The following is a 24,241-nucleotide window of genomic DNA, read 5'->3' as shown; positions in this document are numbered from 1 at the left end:
CTATTGTTCCACGTGGAACATTTTTATTTTTTCTTCTTCCTTTTCCCGCATCATAACACTTTCCTCTGCTGTTTTATCTTTATATCCAATAATATGCAAAACTCCATGTGCCATTACCCTTAATAATTCATCTTCAAAAATAACACCCAAATCTTCTGCGTTATCCGTAACTCTTTCAACCGATATAAAAATATCTGCTACTATATCACTTCCAACCGCATAATCAAAAGTCAAAATATCTGTTAATGTATTGTGATTCAGATGTTTAATGTTTAATTCTAACAAATAGCTATCATCACAAAAGATATAATTTATTTGACTTATAGTCTTGCCCTCAGACGAAGCAAGATTATTTAGCCAACTTGAATAATTCTCTTCTTTATCAAGCTTAAAATCTGTCTCGTAATGGTATTCAATCATCTTTTTGAAAATACTGCTTCACCTTATTTCGGTAATTCTGCAGCAAAGGTAGGTCTTGTCTATTTAAAATCTCAATTTCATTGCGGTAATCCTCTAAAACTGCGGGTTTTGTCGTTATAGGGTTCTGGAAGTTCTCTTGATTTGATTTACTTTCACGCTCTTGTTTTTTACCTTGCTTTAAAGCAGCATTTTCAAGCTTTAACAACTGATGTTGTATCGTATTCATTTTATTTTGTGTTCGCCTAGTAACACCATTTTCTATAAGATCATTTTCAAAATCTTCCATCTGTTTTAACAACTTCTTGGCCAGGTTTTGATCACTACTATTAATCATGTCTTTAAGTTGATTTTCCAATTGCTGACGAATCATTTGCTGTTCCTTATAAATTTCATACAACTCTTGCAACTCCTGCTCACTCGGCTGAACCTGTCCTTCACCACCTTCTTGGCCATTACCCTGTCCGCTTCCTTTTTTACCTCCTTCACCCTGCTTTTCTCCAGCACCATTTTCACCCATCTGCCCATCTTGACCTGAACTTCCTTCTTTTCCTTCTCCCTTTTCTCCACCCTCTCCGGGCTTCTTACCCTCACCCTGCTTACCTTCTTCGCCCTGACCTGGCTTGCCTTGGCCAGATTGACCCATCTGATCCATTTTTTCTTTTAATTCACCTTGTCCTTTTATAATATCTGGTAATTGAAATTCTTGTCCTTCACTTTGCCCCTGACCCTGACCCATCTGCATACTTTGTTGCATATTCTCAAGTATTCGAGCTAGAAAATCAGCCAAACTATTAGAAGCACTTAAAACATACTTCTGATATGAAACACCTTGAATTAAACGACTTTCTGCCATACTTTCAAGGGTTTTATCCATATTGTAATAAACCTCTGTGATTTGCTCATTAACAAACTCTGAAAGCTCTGCTCGCCTTAATGACAAGGCAAACAAACTATCATCTACATGTTCAAATAATCCTTTTAATTCTTGTTGTTTTCTAATGTTTCCTGAAAAATGTGCAGACTCATTATCAACCTCTTTTAGCTTGTCATAAAGATTTTCTTGTTTGAATGAAAACGTCACTAAGTTGTCTAAGATTTGTCTCAACATCTCTGCATCTTCAGCAGCACCTGATTTACCACCTGCTGCAGAAGATGATTGTTGTAACTGTTCAGACATTTCTTGCATCTTTTGAGCGGCAGACTTTTGCTTTTGAGCGGCAGTCTTACTTGCTTTTTCCTTTGTTTCCGAATCAGAAGACTCATCTAACCCTTCGTGCTTGTTAATCTGCTCTAAAGCATCATTTTGATCTTGTTTAACAGCTTCTTCTTTTTCTTTATCTATAGACAATTCTAGTGGTTTTTTAAGCGCAGCATTGTCTTTCTCTAATTCATTTAAGTCTTTTGCAATCTCTTTGAAATCATCATTTAGTTTCTGCTGTTCTTTATTTGAAAAATCTTGACCAATTTTAATATCTGTCAAATAATCTTGTCTTTTACTAAGCTTCTCAAGGTCTTTTGCTAGCTGTGAAGCCTTTTCAGTTACATAATACCGTTTGGTCAATTCTAGCAATTGATCTAGATTACGCTCACTATTCTTTTGCTTATTTCCAATCTCTTCCAAACGTTTTGCTAGCTCCTCCTTGTTAATCTTATCTGCTACTTTTTGAAGTTCTTCTAATAATTTCTCATTTTTCTTAGCTTGAATTTCTTGCCGCTCTAATCGTTCTTTAAGCATTTCACTTAATTCATCATTCTTTTCTGACTTATTTAAATTTTCTTTAAGCTGCTTACTAAATTTTTGCATTAAGCTTTCTTGCCGCTCTTGTTTCTTAAGAAAGTCTTTTACTTGGCTTTTATCATTAAAACTTAAACTATTCTTCTCTTTTTGTTCCTTACTTATATCCTCTAAAGTTTCTTTTTGATCTTTAAAATTTTCCAAAGACCTATCCATATTATCTAAAATAGATTCTTGAAACTCTAATTGCTTGTTCTTCAATTGATCAACATCTAAGACAGCAACCGTAAACACTTGGCTTTTACTTGATTTTCCTCCACGTATTGCATCATTATCTACAGCTTCAAAAAAGAAACTATAATTTTGTCCCTCTTCTAGTTCCAAACCCGAAGGAAATGTGTAATAACTTTGATTAAAATTAGAATTGGGATTACTCAATAGCACTCTGATCTTCTTTTCATCATCAGCTTCAGTATAATAAACTATGTTGATACTGTTTAGTATATAATCATCTGTTGCTTCTATATTATAATAGGAAAGATTAGGGTTTATTGAATCTAAAAACTGTTGTGCTCTAACTTTTGGATACTCATCTTTTACAACCTCAAAGGCATATGCTAGCTTTTCATAGTTTTCAACATTACTATTTGATGTAACCAATTCATATTCTAAATCTGAATAAATACTTTTTGTAAATTCAAATGAATTATCTGACTTGTTAAAAGCAATACTAGTGTCTTGAGCCACTAAATGCACACGTTCAGTGTTATTTCCTATAATTTTCCATTTCACCTGCGTTCCTTCAGGCAAAATTGCACTACCCGTTCCTTTCAAAACTTCGGATGTTCTCTTTATATAATTTGGATAATCTAATTCAATTTCAAAATTTTGAATAGCAGGAGTTTTTAAGACATTTAAACGGTAGTTTTTTGACCTAAATCCATTAGCAATGAAATAATAGTCAATTGAAAGTAAAGGAGGGCTTAAAGAGTATTGAAATCCATTCTCATGACGTTCCATCAACAACTGTTTACCGTTAATCACAACAAAAACAACGTCTGGACGTACATCTCCAATAGTTGTAGCTAAAATCGTATACGATTTAGAATCTAAAACATCACGCTCTTCTGAGAGCAATTTAAAAGCAAATGGAGCGGGTTTTTCATAAACAAGATCATAATTCACCACACGCTCATAAGTGCCGAAAAACGAGCTTAAATTACCTGAAAACCACACTAAGAGAAACAGCAAAATCGGCACAATTAAGTATCTCATGTATTTTAGGTTTTCACTAAAATCTACCGCAGTTTTAAAGGCTACTGAATTTAAACTATCTGACCTTTGATTTATACTAGCAACCAACAATTCTGATTGTTCTTCATCTTCAACCAAATCTAAAAGATTTAACAGCCTATCATTAACTTCAGGAAAATGTTTTCCTATTAAAACAGATGCATGTTTATTCGTAATTCCCTTTTTTAGTTTAAACAAATAAAACAATGGTATAGCAATAAAGCTATAGAGTAGAATTACTACAGCTGTCATAAAAAACAGAAACAACACCAATCGACCGGTTGACCCTAGCCATAGAAAATACTCTACACCGAGGGTTACAAAGAAGAAAATAACACCCAACACCATAAACAATAATACCCCCTTTAAAAGCAGCTTTGTGTAATACCGCTTAGTAAATTGATTTAATTGTTCTAGAATTTGCTGATAACTGCTCAAATTGACAACTTTTTTAACAATATAAACTATGCTGTAAATTTAGCTAAGAAAAATTTGTTAAAAAGCTTTAATGATATGATTTACGGTCATTTTCAACATGTATCTTTGCGTTCTAAAATATTGAGATGAGTAAAACAGTTAGAGTTCGATTTGCCCCCAGTCCTACCGGTGCATTACACATAGGTGGTGTAAGAACCGCGTTATTTAATTACTTATTTGCAAAAAAACATAACGGTACTTTCCTTCTACGTATTGAAGACACTGATCAAAATAGATATGTTGAAGGTGCTGAAGAATATATTATTGATGCCTTAAACTGGTGTGGTATACCCTATGACGAAGGAATTAACAAAGAAGGCAACTGCGGACCTTACCGCCAGAGCGAACGAAAAGAACTTTATAAAGCTTATGCAGAACAACTTATAGAAAGCGGTAATGCATATTACGCTTTTGATACTACTGAGTCTTTAGACCATCACAGAAAAGATCATGAAGCTAAGGGGAAAACCTTTATATACAACTGGCATAACCGATTAAAACTTGAGAATTCTTTATCACTTTCTATAGCTGAAACATCTGCTAAGATTAAGCAAGGAATACCATATGTTGTGCGTTTTAAATCTCCTCAGGATCAAAAATTGCAGCTAAACGACCTTATTAGGGGACAAATAGAGATAGACACTAACATACTGGATGATAAAGTGCTTTTTAAATCTGACGGTATGCCCACCTATCATTTAGCAAACATTGTTGATGACCATTTAATGGATATAACTCATGTTATTAGAGGAGAAGAATGGCTGCCATCTTTAGCCTTACATTATCAACTGTATAAGGCTTTTGGATGGGATGCACCTGAATTTGCACATTTGCCTTTAATTATGAAACCTACTGGTAAGGGCAAATTAAGCAAACGAGATGGAGACAAATTAGGTTTTCCTGTATTTCCATTATCTTGGAATGATTCTATAGGCTATAAAGAAGCAGGATATTTTCCTGAGGCTGTTATTAATTTCTTGGCACTATTGGGGTGGAACCCTGGAACAGAACAAGAGATATTTAACTTAGAAGAACTTATTGAAACCTTTGATTTAAAAAGAGTTAACAAGTCAGGCGCACGGTTTGACCCAGACAAAACCAAATGGTACAATCAACACTATTTGCAAAGCAAATCAGACAAGGAACTCGCTCAATTGTACTTACCAATTTTAGCAAACAAAACTATTACCCAGCCTGATATAGCACAAATAGAAAAGATTGTATCACTTATTAAAGAACGTGCATCTTTTATTACTGATTTTTGGGAACTTTCGGACTACTTCTTTAATTCACCTGAAAACTATGCGGAAAAAGCAGTAAAAAAACAATGGAAAGAAGATACACCCCAATTAATGCAAACAGTAAGTGCATTGATTAATGATGTTGAAACCTTTTCATCAGACCAAATAGAAACTGTAATAAAAAATTGGATAACGGAACAAGAATTATCTTTTGGTAAAATTATGGCTCCACTACGTCTAATTATAGTTGGCGATATGAAAGGACCGCATATTTTTGATATCATTGAAATGATAGGCAAACAAGAAAGTATTGATCGTATTAAAAAAGCAATTAAACTTTTAGGTTAACTCATTAGCCTTAACTAATAACCTTTGCTGTGTACATTTAAAAACACTAATTGTAACAATCTTGTCGTAATTGATACACATATACGATGACTTTTCGTAAATTCAATAAATTAACTAAATATCAAAGCATATGGGTTCATTTTTTATTATACCGTTCATTTTTTTTGGAGTAATAATCCTAATATCTTCATTCTTTATTGTAAAACAACAAACCGCCGTTATTGTTGAGCGTTTTGGAAAATTTCACAGTATTAGACAATCAGGACTTCAATTGAAAATTCCACTAGTCGATCGTATTGCAGGAAGGTTAAGTCTTAAAATTCAACAATTAGATGTAATCATCGAAACAAAAACATTAGATGATGTATTTGTTAAATTAAAAGTTTCTGTACAATACAAAGTAATTCAAGATAAGGTGTATGATTCTTTTTACAAATTAGATTATCCTCATGAGCAAATTACATCTTACGTATTTGACGTTGTAAGAGCTGAAGTTCCAAAAATGAAATTGGACGATGTTTTTGTAAAGAAAGACGATATTGCTATTGCAGTTAAAACAGAATTAAATGAAGCAATGTCTGGTTATGGGTTTGACATTATTAAAACCTTAGTTACAGATATCGATCCTGATGGGCAAGTAAAAGAAGCCATGAACAGAATTAATGCTTCTGAACGTGAAAAAATTGCCGCTCAGTTTGAAGGTGATGCTCAACGTATTTTGATTGTTGAGCGCGCTAAGGCTGAAGCTGAAAGTAAGCGTTTGCAAGGACAAGGTATTGCTGATCAACGAAGAGAAATTGCACGAGGCTTAGAAGAATCTGTAGAGGTTTTAAATAAAGTAGGTATCAATTCTCAAGAAGCATCTGCTTTGATTGTTGTAACGCAACATTATGATACTTTACAATCAATTGGACAAGAAACAAACAGCAATTTAATTTTACTTCCGAATTCTCCTCAAGCAGGTAGTCAAATGTTAAATGATATGGTTGCTAGTTTTACAGCCAGTAACCAAATTGGTGAGGCAATGAAAAACGCAAAGCCAAAAAAATTAAAATAAAAGCTTATAAACAAAAGAAAGGGCTCTAGCATAACTAGAGCCCTTTCTTTTGTTAAATACTTATTTTAAGAATCATTAAGCAGGTTTTGTCTAAAAACCACAATACACCTCAAAGATTAATAAAAACGACGTCTACGAGCACTATAAGAGCTTAGTTTTAATAGAAAATACCAATTGATATATAATTTTATATAAACATATTTTATTTCAGTTTTTCTCTTGAATTTTAGCCCAAGAATCGCGTAAGCCCACTGTTCGATTAATTACTAACTTTTCTGATGTTGAATCTTTATCAACACAGAAATAACCTAGTCGTTGAAATTGTATACGATCTTCAGGTTTGGCAGCTTTTAAACTAGGTTCTAAATAACCTGTAATCGTTTTTAAAGACTCTGGGTTAACGAAATCCATAAAATCTTTGTCTTTATGCGTATCCGGACTTTCATCTGTAAACAAACGATCATACAGCCTTATTTCAGATGTTAAAGCATGCTTTATAGAAACCCAGTGTAATGTGCCCTTTACCTTTCGCAAACTTTCTTCTGTTCCGCTTCCACTTTTACTTTTCTCATCATAGGTACATTGCACTTCAATTACATTGCCCTCTTCATCTTTTGTACAACTTTCTGCTTTAATAATATATCCATTTTTTAAACGAACCTCTCTGCCGAGCTTTAAACGAAAGAATTTTTTATTAGCCTCTTCCCTGAAATCAGCCTTCTCAATATATATTTCTCTTGAAAAAGGAACTTCACGAGATCCAGCAGCCTCATCTTCAGGATTATTCTCTGCCGTTAACCATTCTTCTTTTCCTTCAGGATAATTCGTAATAACAATCTTTAAAGGATCTAGTACGGCCATAACACGTGGCGCAATTTTATTTAAATGCTCACGCACATGAAATTCTAAAAGTGAAACATCTATTAAATTCTCCCGTTTAGCAATGCCAATTGTATCAGCAAAATTCCTAATAGATTCAGGAGTATAACCTCTTCTTCTTAGGCCCGAAATGGTAGGCATTCGTGGGTCATCCCAACTATTAACTACATTTTGCTCCACTAGCTGCAACAGTTTACGTTTACTAACTACTGTATGACTTAAGTTTCTTCTAGCAAACTCACGTTGCTTAGGTCGCACTTTATTTTCTTCACAAACCTGATCTAAAAACCAGTCATACAACTCTCGATGAGGCAAAAATTCTAAAGTACATAATGAATGAGAAACTTGTTCTATATAATCGCTCTCACCGTGTGTCCAGTCGTACATAGGGTAAATACACCAATCGGTATTTGTACGATGATGCGCCTTATGTAACACGCGATAAATGATAGGGTCGCGCATTAGCATATTTGTTGAAGCCATATCAATTTTAGCTCGAAGAACATGTTCACCTTCTTGAAACTTTCCATCTTTCATCTCTTGAAATAATTTCAAGTTTTCTTCAACAGAACGATTTCTATAGGGTCCATCTACTCCTTCTTCGGTGGGCGTACCTTTTTGCAGTGCCATTTCCTCAGAACTTTGGCTATCTACATAAGCCTTGTTTTGTTTAATTAAATCTATTGCCCAGTCATACAATTGTTGGAAATAATCTGAAGCATACCGTTCAGTATTCCATTCATAACCAAGCCAATGAACATCACGCTTTATAGCGTCTACAAACGCCTGTTCTTCCTTAGCAGGATTGGTGTCATCAAACCTCAAATTAACTGGCGCACTATAGCGTTCTCCCAAACCAAAATTTAAACAAATTGAACTTGCATGTCCAATGTGTAAATAACCATTGGGTTCTGGTGGAAAACGAAAGCGTAAATCACTTTTAGAAAACCCTTTTGCTAAGTCTTCTTCAATGATATGCTCTATAAAATTCAATGCCTTTGGACTATCACTCATTACTGAATTTTTTTGGAAGCACAAAGGTAGCTAAAATGCTTGTACGTGTAGGAACAAAAGTGCCAAGCATACAGATTTCACTATTTCACAACGTTTTTAGGGTACGCCACAACATTAAGTTCTACAGCCTATAATTATATGACATATTTGTTGTTGAATACTATGGGCACGAGAACTTTTAACAAATTCTCACTAAAATAACCAAACAAATAACGTTTGCTCAACGACCCCAATCGAAGAACAAACAGTAGTATTTAAACTACATCTACTTATGAGACCAAATAAATACAACGGCGTACAGCTTATCTTGTTAGTCTTCATGCTGCTCGGATCTTTTCAGGTTTCAGCACAGATTATAGCAAATTTAACGGTAGTGCCTGCAGACAATCCTGATACAGGTGGTGGTGCTTGGGATAAAATATGCGCGGGTAACAACGGTAATTTTAACCAATATTTTGCTAATGCACAATTTGATGGCGCATCAAATGCTGGTAACCAATGGATCCTAGAACTTTCAGATGCAACGGGTGACTTTACAAACCCTGTAGAACTAGCAACTGCTTCTGATGATGCTGTCGTTAAAAGTTCAGGTCGAGGATTTGAATTTTCGATTCCAACAGATACTCGTGGAGCAGGATACAAATTGCGTGTTCGTAGTACCGACCCTCTAGCTTCAGCTGAAAGTGCTTTAAGCTACAGTATGTATTATATGGATTTTGTATCTAATCTAACCATTACACATGACGGAAGTACTTCACCTCAAGCTTCAATCATTAGCACAGACCCCATCACACTATCTGTAGTGAACTTAACCAATCCAAATACCTATCAGTATCAATGGTACAAAGATTTAACCTTATTAGTTGGTGAAACAGGCCCGACATTAAATGTTACTGAGGGCGGAATGTACTTCGCACAAATTGATTATGGTGATTGTTCTGATAACGGTACAACGCAATCAAATATGCCTGATGTATGTATTGGTGCAGTAGGAGGGAGCACTAGTATTAACCCGCCAAGCAAAACAGCCTTATGTTCAAGTGATACAGAAACATTATCAGTTTCTACTGCTTTAGGCTCGCCTTCATATCAATGGTTAAAAGACGGAGTTGAAATTGCTGGCGCTACAGCAGCAACATATGTTGTTGATGGATCTAGCCCTTCATTTGAAGGTGATTACCAAGTAAGTGTTTCTGAAAGTGGAAATTGTCCTGAAATCTCAGCCGCTATAACCTTTACTAATTCTGACAATTTTACAATAACTAGAGTTAACGATGCTAACCTTGTATTATTACCGGGCGATACTGAAACATTAAGTATCACCACTAATGCAACTTCTCCTACCTTTCAATGGTATAGAAACAGTAGCCCAATTGCAGGTGCAACTAATATTTCATTTGATGCAACCCAAGAAGGTAGCTATTCTGTTGAAGTTACACAACCAGCTGGTTCGTGCCCTAACCCAACAACTATAATTTCTGAAACTACAGAACTGGTTACTCCTTCATCATTTGAATTAGTAATTGTGTATGGTTCAAGTTATACAGCATGTGTTGATACAAATGTGACACTAGATATTGATACAATAAACGCAGTATTGTCTGACGGAACAACAATTGATGTTACAAGTGACGTACAATCTGGATTTACATATCAATGGACAAGAAATGGTTCAGATATAAGTGGAGCAACTTCTAGTAGTATAAGTGTAACGGATACCTCTGAAAATGGAAATTATACTATGAATGGAACATTGAACTCGTATAATCCAAGTTCAAATAGTCTTACGGTGCAATTATTGACAAACGAAACATTAGCAATTACTAGCACAAGCACAGTTTATTGTAGCGCATCTGACACCTTAACTATTAGCACTTCTACTGATTTGACAGGAGAAAGTTTTCAATGGCAATTAGATGGCACTTCTATCAATACAACTGATGCAGCTCTAAATGTTACCCAACCTGGCACATACCGTTTAGTAATTGACAAAAATGGATGTGATTTAATATCGAACGAAATAGCAATTACACCACTAGACCCAGAGCTAATTACACTTGACCCTGATGGAACTCTTGTTTTTCCTGAAGGCACAACAAGAACAGTAACAGCAAGCGGTGGTACAGGGTATCGTTGGTTTGATGCAAACAACATTGAGCTAAGCAATACTAATAGTGTAGATATAGAACTTGAAGGTGATTATATCCTCATAGCAAATATTGACAATTGTGAAATTACAAGACAATTTTCAGCTGAGTATTTAGACACATTTAAAGTGCCCAATGTTATTACTCCAAACGGAGATGGTTTTAACGACCAGTGGGTATTACCGAACTCCTATTCAAACAAAACTGATGTCACTGTTACTATTTATAAAGAAAATGGTGAAGAGGTATTAAACATTCAAGACTACAAAAACGACTGGCCAACATCAACTGTTGCTTTTCCAACACAAAATATGGTCTTCTACTATGTAATAAAGAATGCATCTGAAACATTAAAACAAGGTACCATTACAGTCATACGATAACCTACCATGAAACAAGTAAAACACATATTTCTTCTTTTGATGATGGCTTTGACCTTCACGAACGTGAATGCGCAAGAAGATGAACCACTTTTACCATATAAAGTGGCTCCACAAAACTTATTAAAATTCAACAGGTTCTTAATAAACCCAACGTTTTCAACTGTACAAGAGGATAAATCATACATAAATTTCTTCCATAGAAACCAATCAGTACAATTTAACAACAATGATCAAACCTATTTTGTTAGTTATAGCGGTAGAATAGGGGATAGAAACGGGCTAGGATTGAGTCTATACAGTCAGAAAAAAGGTTTGGTTTCAAATATTGGAGTTCTTGCAAACTATGCATATGGACTCAAACTAAGCGACAAGAGCAACTTTACCTTTGGTGCTAATTTAGCCTATTACAATACTGGTTATAATCAAAACTCTGCCAACCCAATAGACCCTAATGATCCTTTGTTATTTGGTACAGATGATAGTAATGTGCTTTCATTTCAACCTGGTTTCAATCTTTCTTATAGCCGATTTGATTTTGGTGCATTTGCTGAAAACCTGTTAGACTACAATTTAAAAACAAGTAAGCAATTAACTGATTTTGCAGACAAAACATACTCAGCTCACCTACAATATACTCAACCTTTTACTAACGGTTCGGGTATTATGGAAAACGCTAGGTTAATGCCCTTAGCCAGAGTGCGCTTAAATGCACAAAATGGCCCAACAGTAGAAAACCAACAAGATATTTCTTATGGTGGAGGAATGATTTTAGATCTACCAAAACTTGGGTGGTTACAAGGTGGCTATGATAGCTTTTATGGTGCATCTGCTGGTGCTGGTTTTAACCTAAACAAGCGTCTATCACTAGGTTATAATATGGAAAAAGGTTTTGGAACCGATTTCAACAATCTTGGTGTCACACATGAAATTTCATTTGCATACTCATTCACGCCGAATTTGACGGAAGACCGAGTAATGCTTGAAGATAATGAAGATGACTTAGTTAATGAAGACGAACTAACTACTGATGATTTAGCTACAAATGAAGAAATTGAAAAGTTAAAAAAGAAGCTTGAAGAGAACGATGCAATTATAGCAGAATTAATGTTCAGACAAGATTCTTTAGAAGCCAATCGTCAAAAAGATTTAGAAAGACGTTTTAACATGGTTATGAAAATGGTTCGTAATGAAACCAATGGAGAAAGACCAGACTTAGAAAAAAGAGCAGAAGACATGTTCTTAACAGGTCAAGACAGGCCTGCATTAGCACAAAACAATACTGGCAATGACGGCTACAAACCAAACAGTATAAATACGTCTCAAGACAACAATTCTGGCCCAAATTACAGCAATGATGTCATTCAAAAGAAAGATGCAGTTGTAACCACACAAACAAACGATTATGACCAAAGCGCTAAACCTGTCAAGAGTAGAAAGTTTAGAAATCTTGAAGGTGTTACTGATGGTTATTATGTTGTTGCGAATGTATATAAAGGAGGTCAATACATGGACAAGTTCATGAACAACCTATCAAATAAAGGACTAAGCCCTGACTACATAGATAACCCTAATAATGGTTTAAAATATGTTTACTTAAATCGTTATGACACTTGGGAAGATGCACTTAATGCACATCAAAGCCAAATGAATGGTGATTACGATGGTGACTTGTGGATAATGAATGTAGATAACAAATATTCTAACGAAGCTTATGCTTCAAACGTTGACAAACTAAAACAGAAAGCAGACAAGTATGGTAATAATCAATTACAACAAAATGTAATTGTTCAAGACAAACTAACTAAAAACAAACTTGATGCTAAAACCTATGATTTAGATGGTGTTGGATCTGGTTACTACATTATTGCAAATGTTTTTGCAAGTCCAAAAAACGCCAAAAATTTTGTACGTATTCTTAACTCTTATGGCTTAAGTGCTAGTTACTTTATCAACCCTGAAAACAATTGGAGATACGTTTATTTAAAAAAGCATGAATCGTGGAACAATGCCTTGATTTCTTACTATTCTAAAATAAATGATTCGTATGAAGACAAAATGTGGATAATGCGGGTAACACCAAATTTATTGACCTAACTAGCTAATAACTCAAAGACAAAATGACCAAATCTTTAACCAAAATATTATTGCTTTCTCTTTTTCTGTTGCTGTCTTGGGCAGGAACAGCTCAAGAATACAATGACTTTGAAGTTCGCTACCAAAACAATATTAAAGGTGACCTTACATTTATCGCCAATAATATTGTCAATAGAGATGGCGGCACGGGATCAACCGAACCTGAAGATGCATATAACACAACTGGATCTAGCTCTACCTACAATGATTTGTTCGATATGCAGTATATCGATGTAGACTCTGACCCAACAACCTTTAGCTCAAGTTCAGCAACGTTTAATTTTCCAAATGCTACATGTAATTTAATACGTTATGCTGGTCTTTATTGGTCCGCAACCTATCCAAGCGAACGTACAGGTCAAACTGTTGGCACAAATAGGCAAAATGATTTTAATCAAGTTCGACTTCGGCTTCCCGGCTCTGCAACATATCAAAATATAACAGCCGATGAAGTGCTTTTTGATGGTTTTACAAGTGGCGATGCTGCTGTTCGTTTAAATAGTCCATATGCTTGTTATGCAGATATTACTCCTTTAATAACTGCCCTGGGCGACCCTACTGGTGAATATACTATTGCAAATGTTAGATCTGTTGTTGGCTCCCTTTCACCAGGTGGTGGTGCGGCCGGTGGTTGGACTTTAGTTGTAGTATATGAAAACCCTAACCTTAGCGGTAAATTAATTACAACATTTGATGGTTTTGCTAGAGTGCGAAGCGAAAATCCTATTGTAAATATAAATTATAGTGGCTTCAACACAATTCCAGTTGGTCCAGTACGTGCAAACATTGGTGTAGCAGCCTTAGAAGGTGATAATAGAATAACAGGTGACAGATTGCGAATTCGTGAAACTGCGGCTGACCCATATACCCAAATAAGTAATGGAGCAAACCCTGGAAACAACTTCTTTAATAGTAATATCACATTAAACGGAACAATTACAAATAACAGAAACCCTAATAGTGTCAACACATTAGGATATGATACGGATATTTTATTACTAAACAATCCGGCAAACTCTGTTATAGACAATAATGCTACTCAGGCAACATTTCAGTTTAGAAGTACTGGTGATCAATACTACCCTTTCTTTAATTCTTTCAATGTTGAAATCCTAGAGCCAGACATCGTTTTAGAAAAGCGAGTAGAAGACATAGCAGGTAATGATATTACTGGACTAGGTGTAAATCTAGGGCAAATACTTGATTATGTTTTGACTTTTCAGAATATCGGAAACGACGATGCAGATAATTACACAATAAGAGATGTTTTACCGCTCAATGTAACACTTGATGAGCTAAATATGATCCTACCAACAGGAGTTACGTATACTTATACTCCTGCGAACAGAACCATTTTATTCTCTATTCCAAATAATATAGTAGAAGAAGGAGATACACCTCGCTCAATACGAATGCGAGTTCAAGTAGCCGAAAATTGCTTTGATTTTATTGATGCCTGCTCTGATTTAATTCAAAACTTAGCATACTCTACCTATCAAGGCGTAATAAATAACAATGTAATTTCTGATGACCCTAGTGTAACTGATTTTAACACGTGTGGATTTGTTGTTCCTGGAGCAACAAATTTCTTATTAGATGACTTGGCTGATTGTAATTTCAGAAGAACTGTGCAATTGTGCGGTGATAGTATTGTATTAGATGCTGGTGATAATTTTGATGATTATGTTTGGGTCAGCGATGATAACAATAATGGTCTTTTTGATGCAACTGATACCGTCTTAAATGATGGTGACCCTGATAACGATGCAAGCACAATGGTTGTTAGCGCAACGGGTACTTATATAGTTGATAAAATTGTTGCAGATCCTTGTAAAGGATTTAAAGAAATATTTGATGTAGAACGATTTGGATCTACACAAACAAACCCAATTGTAGATTGGTTTAATACAACAAACGGAGATGCGGACCCAACAAATGATGTACAAGGTCAAATTGTACAATGTAGTGTAGACGGAGATTTACTACCTGAAATCTTTCTTTGTGGTAACAATGACTCACAGCTAATCAATATCAATATTAGTGATGCGCAAAGCATTGAATGGGAAATTCTAAATGAGAGTAGTTGTTCTGCAGCCCCAAATGGTTGTGCCAACAAAAATCAAACTTGCGCATGGACTCAAGTGCATGAAGGCAGTGATTATACTGTAAACACAGCAGGAAAATACCGATTGGTAATAAACTATCAAAATGGTTGTTTTAGTCGTTTTTACTTTGATGCCTACCAAAACAGCTTAGACATTGAGTACAACAAAAATGATATCATTTGTACAACAGATGGTAACATTACAATTACCAACTTAGGCGCAAATTACGGTTATCAATTAGTTGATATTACAAATAATTCTATCGTCGTGCCTTTCAGCGCAAATAACGGTCCTAGTTTTGATTTTGCAACAGGCGAAAGTGGGTCATACCGAGTAGATGTAGTACAATTAGATGGTTCTGGTAATCCAATTGATGGGGCTTGTATATTTAGCACACCAGAAATCGGAATAATTGAGCGTGATTTTCAAGTAGAAATTGAAACAACACCAGCAAACTGTAACAATCAAGGTACCATAAAAATTGACGTTCTAAATGTTGAGCCAAACTATTCTTACACTCTTAAGTTAGCCGATGGAACCTTAGTTGATGATGAAACAGCTCAACCTGACAATACTCACACTTTTAATGTGAACGCAGGTGACTATATTATTGAAGTTGCAACTGATGAAGGTTGTTTTGACACTCAAAACATTACAGTACTTCGTACTCCAGACCCTGTATTAACGGCATTAACAACTGCTAATATTGGTTGTACTGCTGGCACAATAGACTTAACAATTACCGGAGGTGTTGGCAACCCAGATTTTAACTACGCAATTTGGAGTAAAGATGGAACTCAATTATATGCCAATGTGGGCGCAATACCAGGTGGAGCATATCAAGTTGAAGAAACTTTTACTTTTGGATGGAGAGATACCGATGATGATGGTATAGAAGAATATTTTCCAGGAGAAGCAGGAGATTATGTGTTCGTTGTTGTTGATTCAAACAACTGTTTTGCATTCTCAAATGAAGTTACTATTGAAGACAGAGGCGCTCTTACAATTGATTCCATTACAGAAACACAACCATCATGTTCTGGTACAAATGACGGCGCACTAACAATTAACATTTCAAATGGGGTGGGGCCTTTTCAATATAGTATTGATAATGGCGCGACATACCAAAGCACACCAAACTTTGTAAATTTAAGCGCAGGCCCATATAACATAAGAGTTCTAGACAGCTCTGGATGTGATGTAACAGACACTCATGACCTCTCTGAACCTTTTCCTTTAAGTGCTTCTGCTGGTGTCTCTAGAGATGCCTCATGTGACCCAAGTGGTGCTGAAGTTAGAATAACTAATGTTGTTGGCGGTACACTGCCTTACTCGTATAGTTTTGATGGTGGTGCTACTTTTGGAGCATCCACAACCGCAGTATTACCGCCAGGTACTTATACAGTAGTTGTTAGAGATGCTTCATGTGACTTTCCTATGACCGTTACTGTAGAAGACGCTCCCACACCTCCTGTTGTAACCCTAACACCAGAAGTAAATTACAACTGTGATGGTAGTGGTGTAATAACAGCTACACCTGATGTTGCTACTTACGATTATACATACGAATTAGATGGGGTTTTAAATACTCCTCCAACAAGTAATATTTGGGATAATGTTGCACCAGGGACCTATACGGTTCGCACCAATTACGTATCTCAAACACCACCTACGCCAAGTCTTTTATTAACAGAAGATTTTGGTTCTGGCGAGACAATTCCTAACCCAAATACAACTGGTTACTTTTATGAAAACCAAGTAGATGATACATCCCCAAGTGGTGCTCCTATTGATAACGGTCGTTTTATTAATGACTATGAATATGCAGTTACTGATTCTATTGCTCGTCCATTTGGTTCATGGTTAAACCCAATTGACCACACCTCGGGCACAAGAGATACTGATGGTCGTTACTTAGTTATTAACATCGGTGCACCGACACCAGGTCAAGTTATCTATCAAAAAACAGTTAACGACATTATAGATAATCAGCCAATTAGTGTTTCCTTATGGTTAATTAACTTGATGAGAAGTGGAAACAATAGAATAGCTCCTGACTTAACAATTGAACTTCGTCTACCAGGCACCACTACAGTGGTAACATCTGCAAACACAGGAAGCGTACCTGAAAATAATTCATGGAACGAATATGTTCTTGCTTTAGACCCTGGTGCAAATTCTTCTTTAGATTTAGTAATAACTACAAACGAAAGTGAAATTAGCGGTAACGATGTTGCTATTGACGATATAGCCGTTTATCAATCACCTGAAGTATGCCCAAGATTTGTGGAACTTCCTGTTGTTGTTGAAGCTGGTAGAACTTTTGAGGCCAACATTACTGCTGTTTCTGAAGTTAGCTGTAATGGCGAAGATGATGCAACTATTACTTTTGAAACTGAAAATTTCGATGCCACTGCCGGTTTTGAATATTCTATTGATGGTGGTGCATTTATTGTTTCAACAACAACTCCTGTTACTACATCGACACCTCTAAGTGCTGGTGCACATACAATAGTAATTAGAAAAGTAGATGATCCTAGTTGTTCTGTTACACTCAATCAAGACATAGACGAGCCTGCTGCATTAATTGCAGGAGCTACTATAACAACACCACTTACGTGTACAAACGGTGGTGCAACTATCACCGCAAGTGCGACTGGTGGCACTCCAACGTATACTTATCAATTGGAGGACACCTTAGGAAATCCAATAGCTGGATACGACTTTATAACTAACGGTTCAAACACTGTATTTACAGGACTTGCCGCTGGTGATTATATCGTTCAAGCAAGAGATTCAAACAATTGTTCTGATCCAATTAACACTGTACTTACAATAGACCCAACAAATGCAGTTGAATTTACACTTGCTCCAACAACTTGTTATTCAGGTGCGAATGATGCTAGTATTCAGGTTGATGTAACTAATGGCAATGATGATTATACCTTTAGTATAAACGGAAACCCATGGGTAACACCAACTCCACTTACTTCAACCACGCATACCTTCACAGGCTTAGCTAACGGAACCTACACTATTAATGTACAAGATGGTTCTGGTTGTATCGGGGTGTTACAAACGATTACAATTGAGCCACAATTAACCATTACGGCTACTGCACCAAACATTACAGCTTGTGCAACGGAGACTGATATTTCAATAACTGCTGCTGGCGGTGATGGTAATTATGTGTATGCTGTTGTGCCTAATGCTACAACCCCTACAGCTGGTGACTTTGCAACTACCAATCCTGTTGCTGTTAATGCCGCTGGTGATTATGATGTACACGTAAGAGATAATGACGGTAACACTGGTTTCTGTACTGCTATCTATACAATAACAATCGTAAAAGATGCACCTATTGCTATCACTCCAACACCAACTCCGGTTACTTGTTTTGGTGCTGCTGATGGTGCAATATCAATAGTTGTTGATTCTGGAGGAAGCGCTCCTTTTCAATATAGTATCGATAATGGTGTAACTTTTCAAGTAGGTAACAACTTTACAAACTTGTCTGCAGGAACATATCCTGTAGTGATTCGTGACAACAACAATTGTGAATCTTTACCGGTTGATGTTGAGGTAACTCAACCTGATCAATTGGTTGCTGAAGCCACTATTACTCAAAACTATACTTGTCTAGTATTAGGCGAAATTACTGTAGGTAGCATAACACCTACTTCAGGTGGTTCTGGTGATTATCAATACAGCATAAATGGTGGTGCTTGGACCGCATCAACAACTGGTGGTGCTGTCTTTACTGATTTAACTGACGACACCTATAGTATTCGTGTACGTGATGCTAATGCTATCTCTTGTGATATTACCTTAGCTGATATTATTATAGCTCCATTACCAACCGAACCAACAATCACTACTTCTATTACTTATAATTGTGACGGAACTGGAGAAATAACTGTTTTACCAAATGACCCATCTTATACTTATAATATTGATGGAGGTACTTTTCAAGCAACAAACACCTTTAGCAATGTAGCTGTTGGCAACCATACAATTGTTGTTAATTACGGTAGTGACTGTACTGTTGATACAACTGTAATTGTTGAAGACGGAAACGCTTTTGAAGCTTCTATAACTGCCTTTGAAAACCTTGATTGTAACACTGATAACAGTGGTACAATAACTATTACCGCTGACAACTTCGGTGCTGGTGGCTACGAATATAGCTTAGATGCTACAACTTTTGTTGGGCCTTTTACTGCTGATGAACAAATTACTGGTCTTAGTGCTCAAGCCTACACCATTACTGTTCGTGATGTAGATAACCCTATTGTAGGTTGTGTGGTTGTCTTAAATCAAACACTTACAGAGCCTACTCCTGTTGTAACAACAGCAGCAATTACCGAAGAATTTACTTGTAATAATACAGGTGCAACAATAACAGCAACCGCTACAGGAGGAACGCCTTCTTATACCTATCAATTAGAAGACGGTATAGGCGGCATAATTACTACTTATCAAGCTGGTACTACTTTTACAAATTTAGCTGCGGGTGATTACATTATTAGAGCTCAAGACACAAACCTTTGCTCAGACCCTATTGATACCGCCATTACTATAGTTGCGCCTGTAAGCCCTACTTTTACAGTTACTCCTACAGCATGTTACTCTGGTGCTAATGATGCCTCAATTGTAGTTGATGTTACCTCTATTCCTGGTAACGGTGGTTTCCAATTTAGCATTAACGCTGGTCCTTGGACGACTCCAACACCTACTACTGATACAACATATACTTTTGATAGCCTTGCTAATGGCACTTATACCATCGATGTAAGAGATGCTTATGGATGTACTGCTGCTCAACAAACGATTACGATTGAACCACAATTAACCATTACGGCTACTGCACCTAACATTACAGCTTGTGCAACGGAGACTGATATTTCAATAACTGCTGCTGGCGGTGATGGTAATTATGTGTATGCTGTTGTGCCTAATGCTACAACCCCTACAGCTGGTGACTTTGCAACTACCAATCCTGTTGCTGTTAATGCCGCTGGTGATTATGATGTACACGTAAGAGATAATGACGGTAACACTGGTTTCTGTACTGCTATCTATACAATAACAATCGTAAAAGATGCACCTATTGCTATCACTCCAACACCAACTCCGGTTACTTGTTTTGGTGCTGCTGATGGTGCAATATCAATAGTTGTTGATTCTGGAGGAAGCGCTCCTTTTCAATATAGTATCGATAATGGTGTAACTTTTCAAGTAGGTAACAACTTTACAAACTTGTCTGCAGGAACATATCCTGTAGTGATTCGTGACAACAACAATTGTGAATCTTTACCGGTTGATGTTGAGGTAACTCAACCTGATCAATTGGTTGCTGAAGCCACTATTACTCAAAACTATACTTGTCTAGTATTAGGCGAAATTACTGTAGGTAGCATAACACCTACTTCAGGTGGTTCTGGTGATTATCAATACAGCATAAATGGTGGTGCTTGGACCGCATCAACAACTGGTGGTGCTGTCTTTACTGATTTAACTGACGACACCTATAGTATTCGTGTACGTGATGCTAATGCTATCTCTTGTGATATTACCTTAGCTGATATTATTATAGCTCCATTACCAACCGAACCAACAATCACTACTTCTATTACTTATAATTGTGACGGAACTGGAGAAATAACTGTTTTACCAAATGACCCATCTTATACTTATAATATTGATGGAGGTACTTTTCAAGCAACAAACACCTTTAGCAATGTAGCTGTTGGCAACCATACAATTGTTGTTAATTACGGTAGTGACTGTACTGTTGATACAACTGTAATTGTTGAAGACGGAAACGCTTTTGAAGCTTCTATAACTGCCTTTGAAAACCTTGATTGTAACACTGATAACAGTGGTACAATAACTATTACCGCTGACAACTTCGGTGCTGGTGGCTACGAATATAGCTTAGATGCTACAACTTTTGTTGGGCCTTTTACTGCTGATGAACAAATTACTGGTCTTAGTGCTCAAGCCTACACCATTACTGTTCGTGATGTAGATAACCCTATTGTAGGTTGTGTGGTTGTCTTAAATCAAACACTTACAGAGCCTACTCCTGTTGTAACAACAGCAGCAATTACCGAAGAATTTACTTGTAATAATACAGGTGCAACAATAACAGCAACCGCTACAGGAGGAACGCCTTCTTATACCTATCAATTATTAGATACAGCAAACACAATTATACGACCTTATCAAACGTCTAACGTATTTACTAATGTTACCGCCGGTGACTATATAGTAGTGGCTAGAGACGCGAATGGTTGCGAAAACCCTATAAATACTTCAATATTAATTGTAGCTCCTGTGGGTCCAACATTTACGTTAACGCCTACTGCTTGCTACTCTGGTAATAATGATGCTTCAATTATAGTTGATGTTACCTCTATTCCTGGTAACGGTGGTTTTGAGTTTAGTATTAATGCAGGGCCATGGATTACTCCATCGCCAGTTATTGCTACTTCATATACATTTGACAGTCTGTCTAATGGCACATACACTATAAATGTAAGAGATGCTTATGGATGTATTGGCACTCCTGAAACAATTACTATAAACCCCGCCTTAGTCGCTGTAGTTGATGTAGTTGATATAACCTGTGCTGATGGCTCAATAACTGTTAATGCTTCTGGAGGAGATGGTTCATACGAATATGCTTTTGTGCCTACTACTACAAGTCCAGCTGGATTATTTGGAGCAAGTAACACGTACACAGTAACCACAGGAAATGATGGTATATATGATGTGTATGTTCGTGATAACTCTGCTGTATCACCTTTTTGTGAATATGTAGAAACTGTTACTGTTAACCCAGCTACGCCATTAACCATCACAGCTACACCAACGGATCCATTATGTCATGATGGTGTGGGGTCAATTGAGGTGGAAGTTACTTCCGGAGACAATCCATATACTATTCAAATAATTGACTTGGATAACGGTGGTGCTTCAGACCAAACAGATACAAATGTTCTTGTTGCTATCACAAATTATTACAACTTAGCAACCGGTGACTATACAATTATCGTTACTGATTCTAACAATTGTTCAGTGACTGAAACTCCTGTAACAATAAATAACCCAATTGAGCTTATAGGAGATGTAACACCAATTCTTCCTTCAGCTTGTGGTAGCGTAGACCCTAATGATTACGGTTTTCAGTTTGTTGGATATCCAACTACATACCCTGCAGGTACTACTATTCAGTTTAGTGCTGATGGAGGTGCTACTTGGACAGGTGATGACAGTGTGCCTGGTACTAGCGACCAATTAATGGGTTATATTTCAGGAACTAATGTTTTTCCATCGATTCGAACGATGGTTGGCGGTGTAGAAGTTTGTAGAACTGACTTGCCAAGATATACCATTCCATATCCTTTGGATGACCTTGATATAAGTATTTCTACCGTAGTTGTAGCTTGTAATGAGCTTCAAGTCACCGTACAAGGTACGGCTGGAGTTCCTAATTATGAATACACATACACTGACGACCCAGCGAACTTTGTAATCGGTGCAGCAGTTTGGACAGCTCCGGTACCAGGGGCACATACATGGACAGGTTTAGTGCCAGGAAGAACATACGTTTTTTATGTACGTGATTCAACTGGGTGTATTCGCCAAAGTAATGTCAATGTAAATGATATTACTACAAATCCGTTAGAAATAACTGCTACTTATGAGCCCTCTTGTTCTGGTGCCAATGATGCAGAAATCACCTATACTATCACTGATACAGATGCTACTTCACACCCAAGTATGCGTTGGGAGTTTTATGATGCTGATACAGGTGCGTTGATTCAAACCAATGCTGGTCATCCGACAGCAATACCTGCTGCAACAACAATTACTGTAACAGGTTTAGCACCGGCAGAATACTACATTGTTGTTACTGAAGTTGATGGTGGCGGAGCTGATGCCTGTGTTTCGGGTAGCGAAAACTTATTAGTTGAAGAATTAAACCCAATTACTGCGAGCTTATCAAAGTTAAGTGATATTAGTTGTAACGCACCAGGATTGATTTCTGTGGACAATATCAATGGCGGAGGAGGAACATTTACCTATACCGTAACAGGACCCGCTCCTTTTTCAACAATTACAAGCACCTCAGATAACCCAATTTCAATTCCTGCGAACTCACCTGCAGGAGCGTATAATGTTACAATTACAGATCAATATGATTGCTTTACTGATTTAGGGCCAATTAATTTAGACCTTACTCCAAACCCAACTATTGATTCAATGGTGGTTGATAATTGCGCTTCTCCTACATCATTAACTATAGGAGCTACAAGCACTGCAGCACAAATTTTATACTCTATTGATGGGGGAACAACTTATGAAGATAATGGTGGTGTATTTAACAATCTAACACCTGGTAATTACAACATTGCTATTATTGATAGTAACGGCTGTATGGATACAGATACGTTAGATATCTACCCTGTTTTGGAAGCGAATGTAACCTTAACCAAGTTATTAGATTGTACGGCTTCACCAGATGCAGAAATAACTATTGATGTAACATTTGGTTCTGGTAGTTATGATTATGAAATATCTAACGGATTAGGAAATGTCGTTTCAAGAACTACATTGCCTAGTAACCCATTCGTGTTTCAAACAACAGTGCCTGAAACCTATACTATTACCATTTATGATGATAATACTTCTAGCCCAGAATGTAACCGAATATTTACAATTCAAGTTCCACCGGCTATCGTTCCAGTATTAGCAATTGACACCTTTACAGATGTTACTTGTAATGGAGCTAATGACGGTACAATTTCTGTACGGACCACTGACACTAGGTCAACTCCATACACCTTTGAAATTATCTCTGGTCCTGGTACTTCTGGTGCGGTAACTTATCCTATAGCTGCCAGCTCTTCAACAAATACAAGTGCTGTATTTACAGGTCTTGAAGGTTTAGTAACTCCTGGTATTACATATACCATTAGAGCTACTGGTGCTAACGACTGT

8 protein-coding genes are annotated in these 24,241 nt (G+C 36.7%); 5 read left to right on the top strand and 3 right to left on the bottom strand.

The genetic code is table 11. The annotated features are described in order from the left end of the window. Together ybeY and JQC67_RS03660 are read right to left on the bottom strand one after the other, a co-directional pair. On the bottom strand, window positions 1-420 hold the full coding sequence (gene ybeY / locus JQC67_RS03665; protein WP_203251510.1) for an rRNA maturation RNase YbeY: 420 nt from the start codon (window positions 418-420) through the stop codon (window positions 1-3). Further along, window positions 413-3,886 carry a DUF4175 family protein gene (locus JQC67_RS03660; protein WP_203251509.1) on the bottom strand — a complete coding sequence of 1,158 codons (3,474 nt, stop codon included), beginning with the start codon at window positions 3,884-3,886 and terminating at the stop codon, window positions 413-415. Before JQC67_RS03660 ends, ybeY begins: the two co-directional genes overlap by 8 nt. 125 nt (window positions 3,887-4,011) lie before the next feature. On the opposite strand from JQC67_RS03660, the gene gltX reads away from it, so the two are divergent. Then, a complete protein-coding gene (gene gltX / locus JQC67_RS03655; protein ID WP_203251508.1) occupies window positions 4,012-5,514 on the top strand; it encodes a glutamate--tRNA ligase in 1,503 nt (500 codons plus the stop codon). A gap of 130 nt (window positions 5,515-5,644) precedes the next feature. Then, window positions 5,645-6,571 carry an SPFH domain-containing protein gene (locus tag JQC67_RS03650; RefSeq protein ID WP_203251507.1) on the top strand — a complete coding sequence of 309 codons (927 nt, stop codon included), beginning with the start codon at window positions 5,645-5,647 and terminating at the stop codon, window positions 6,569-6,571. Window positions 6,572-6,778: 207 nt separating this feature from the next. Here the strand turns inward: JQC67_RS03650 and JQC67_RS03645 are convergent, their stop codons facing one another. Then, the gene (locus JQC67_RS03645; protein WP_203251506.1) at window positions 6,779-8,464 is read right to left on the bottom strand and encodes a glutamine--tRNA ligase/YqeY domain fusion protein; all 1,686 of its coding nucleotides are present in this window, start codon (window positions 8,462-8,464) and stop codon (window positions 6,779-6,781) included. 271 nt (window positions 8,465-8,735) lie between these two features. Between JQC67_RS03645 and JQC67_RS03640 the strand changes: the two genes are divergently transcribed. The 3 genes from JQC67_RS03640 to JQC67_RS03630 all read left to right on the top strand — a co-directional run. Next, entirely contained in the window at window positions 8,736-10,994 is a 2,259-nt protein-coding gene (locus JQC67_RS03640) for a T9SS type B sorting domain-containing protein (RefSeq protein WP_203251505.1), read from the top strand. 6 nt (window positions 10,995-11,000) lie between these two features. Beyond that, a complete protein-coding gene (locus JQC67_RS03635; RefSeq protein ID WP_203251504.1) occupies window positions 11,001-13,088 on the top strand; it encodes a PorP/SprF family type IX secretion system membrane protein in 2,088 nt (695 codons plus the stop codon). Between the two features lie 23 nt (window positions 13,089-13,111). Then, window positions 13,112-24,241, top strand: an 11,130-nt coding sequence (locus JQC67_RS03630) for a SprB repeat-containing protein (protein WP_203251503.1), incomplete at its 3' end; no start/stop codon positions are given.

Origin of the sequence: Aurantibacter crassamenti (genome assembly GCF_016811105.1) — a bacterium.
Lineage (GTDB): Bacteria > Bacteroidota > Bacteroidia > Flavobacteriales > Flavobacteriaceae > Aurantibacter_A > Aurantibacter_A crassamenti.
This window is presented reverse-complemented; position numbering and strand designations above follow the sequence as displayed.

Excerpts from the sequence above, each read along its gene's own strand:
- ybeY (WP_203251510.1), bottom strand. The coding sequence starts at position 420 with ATGATTGAATACCATTACGAGACAGATTTTAAGCTTGATAAAGAAGAG.
- gltX (WP_203251508.1), top strand. The coding sequence starts at position 4,012 with ATGAGTAAAACAGTTAGAGTTCGATTTGCCCCCAGTCCTACCGGTGCA.
- JQC67_RS03650 (WP_203251507.1), top strand. The coding sequence starts at position 5,645 with ATGGGTTCATTTTTTATTATACCGTTCATTTTTTTTGGAGTAATAATC.
- JQC67_RS03645 (WP_203251506.1), bottom strand. The coding sequence starts at position 8,464 with ATGAGTGATAGTCCAAAGGCATTGAATTTTATAGAGCATATCATTGAA.
- JQC67_RS03640 (WP_203251505.1), top strand. The coding sequence starts at position 8,736 with ATGAGACCAAATAAATACAACGGCGTACAGCTTATCTTGTTAGTCTTC.
- JQC67_RS03635 (WP_203251504.1), top strand. The coding sequence starts at position 11,001 with ATGAAACAAGTAAAACACATATTTCTTCTTTTGATGATGGCTTTGACC.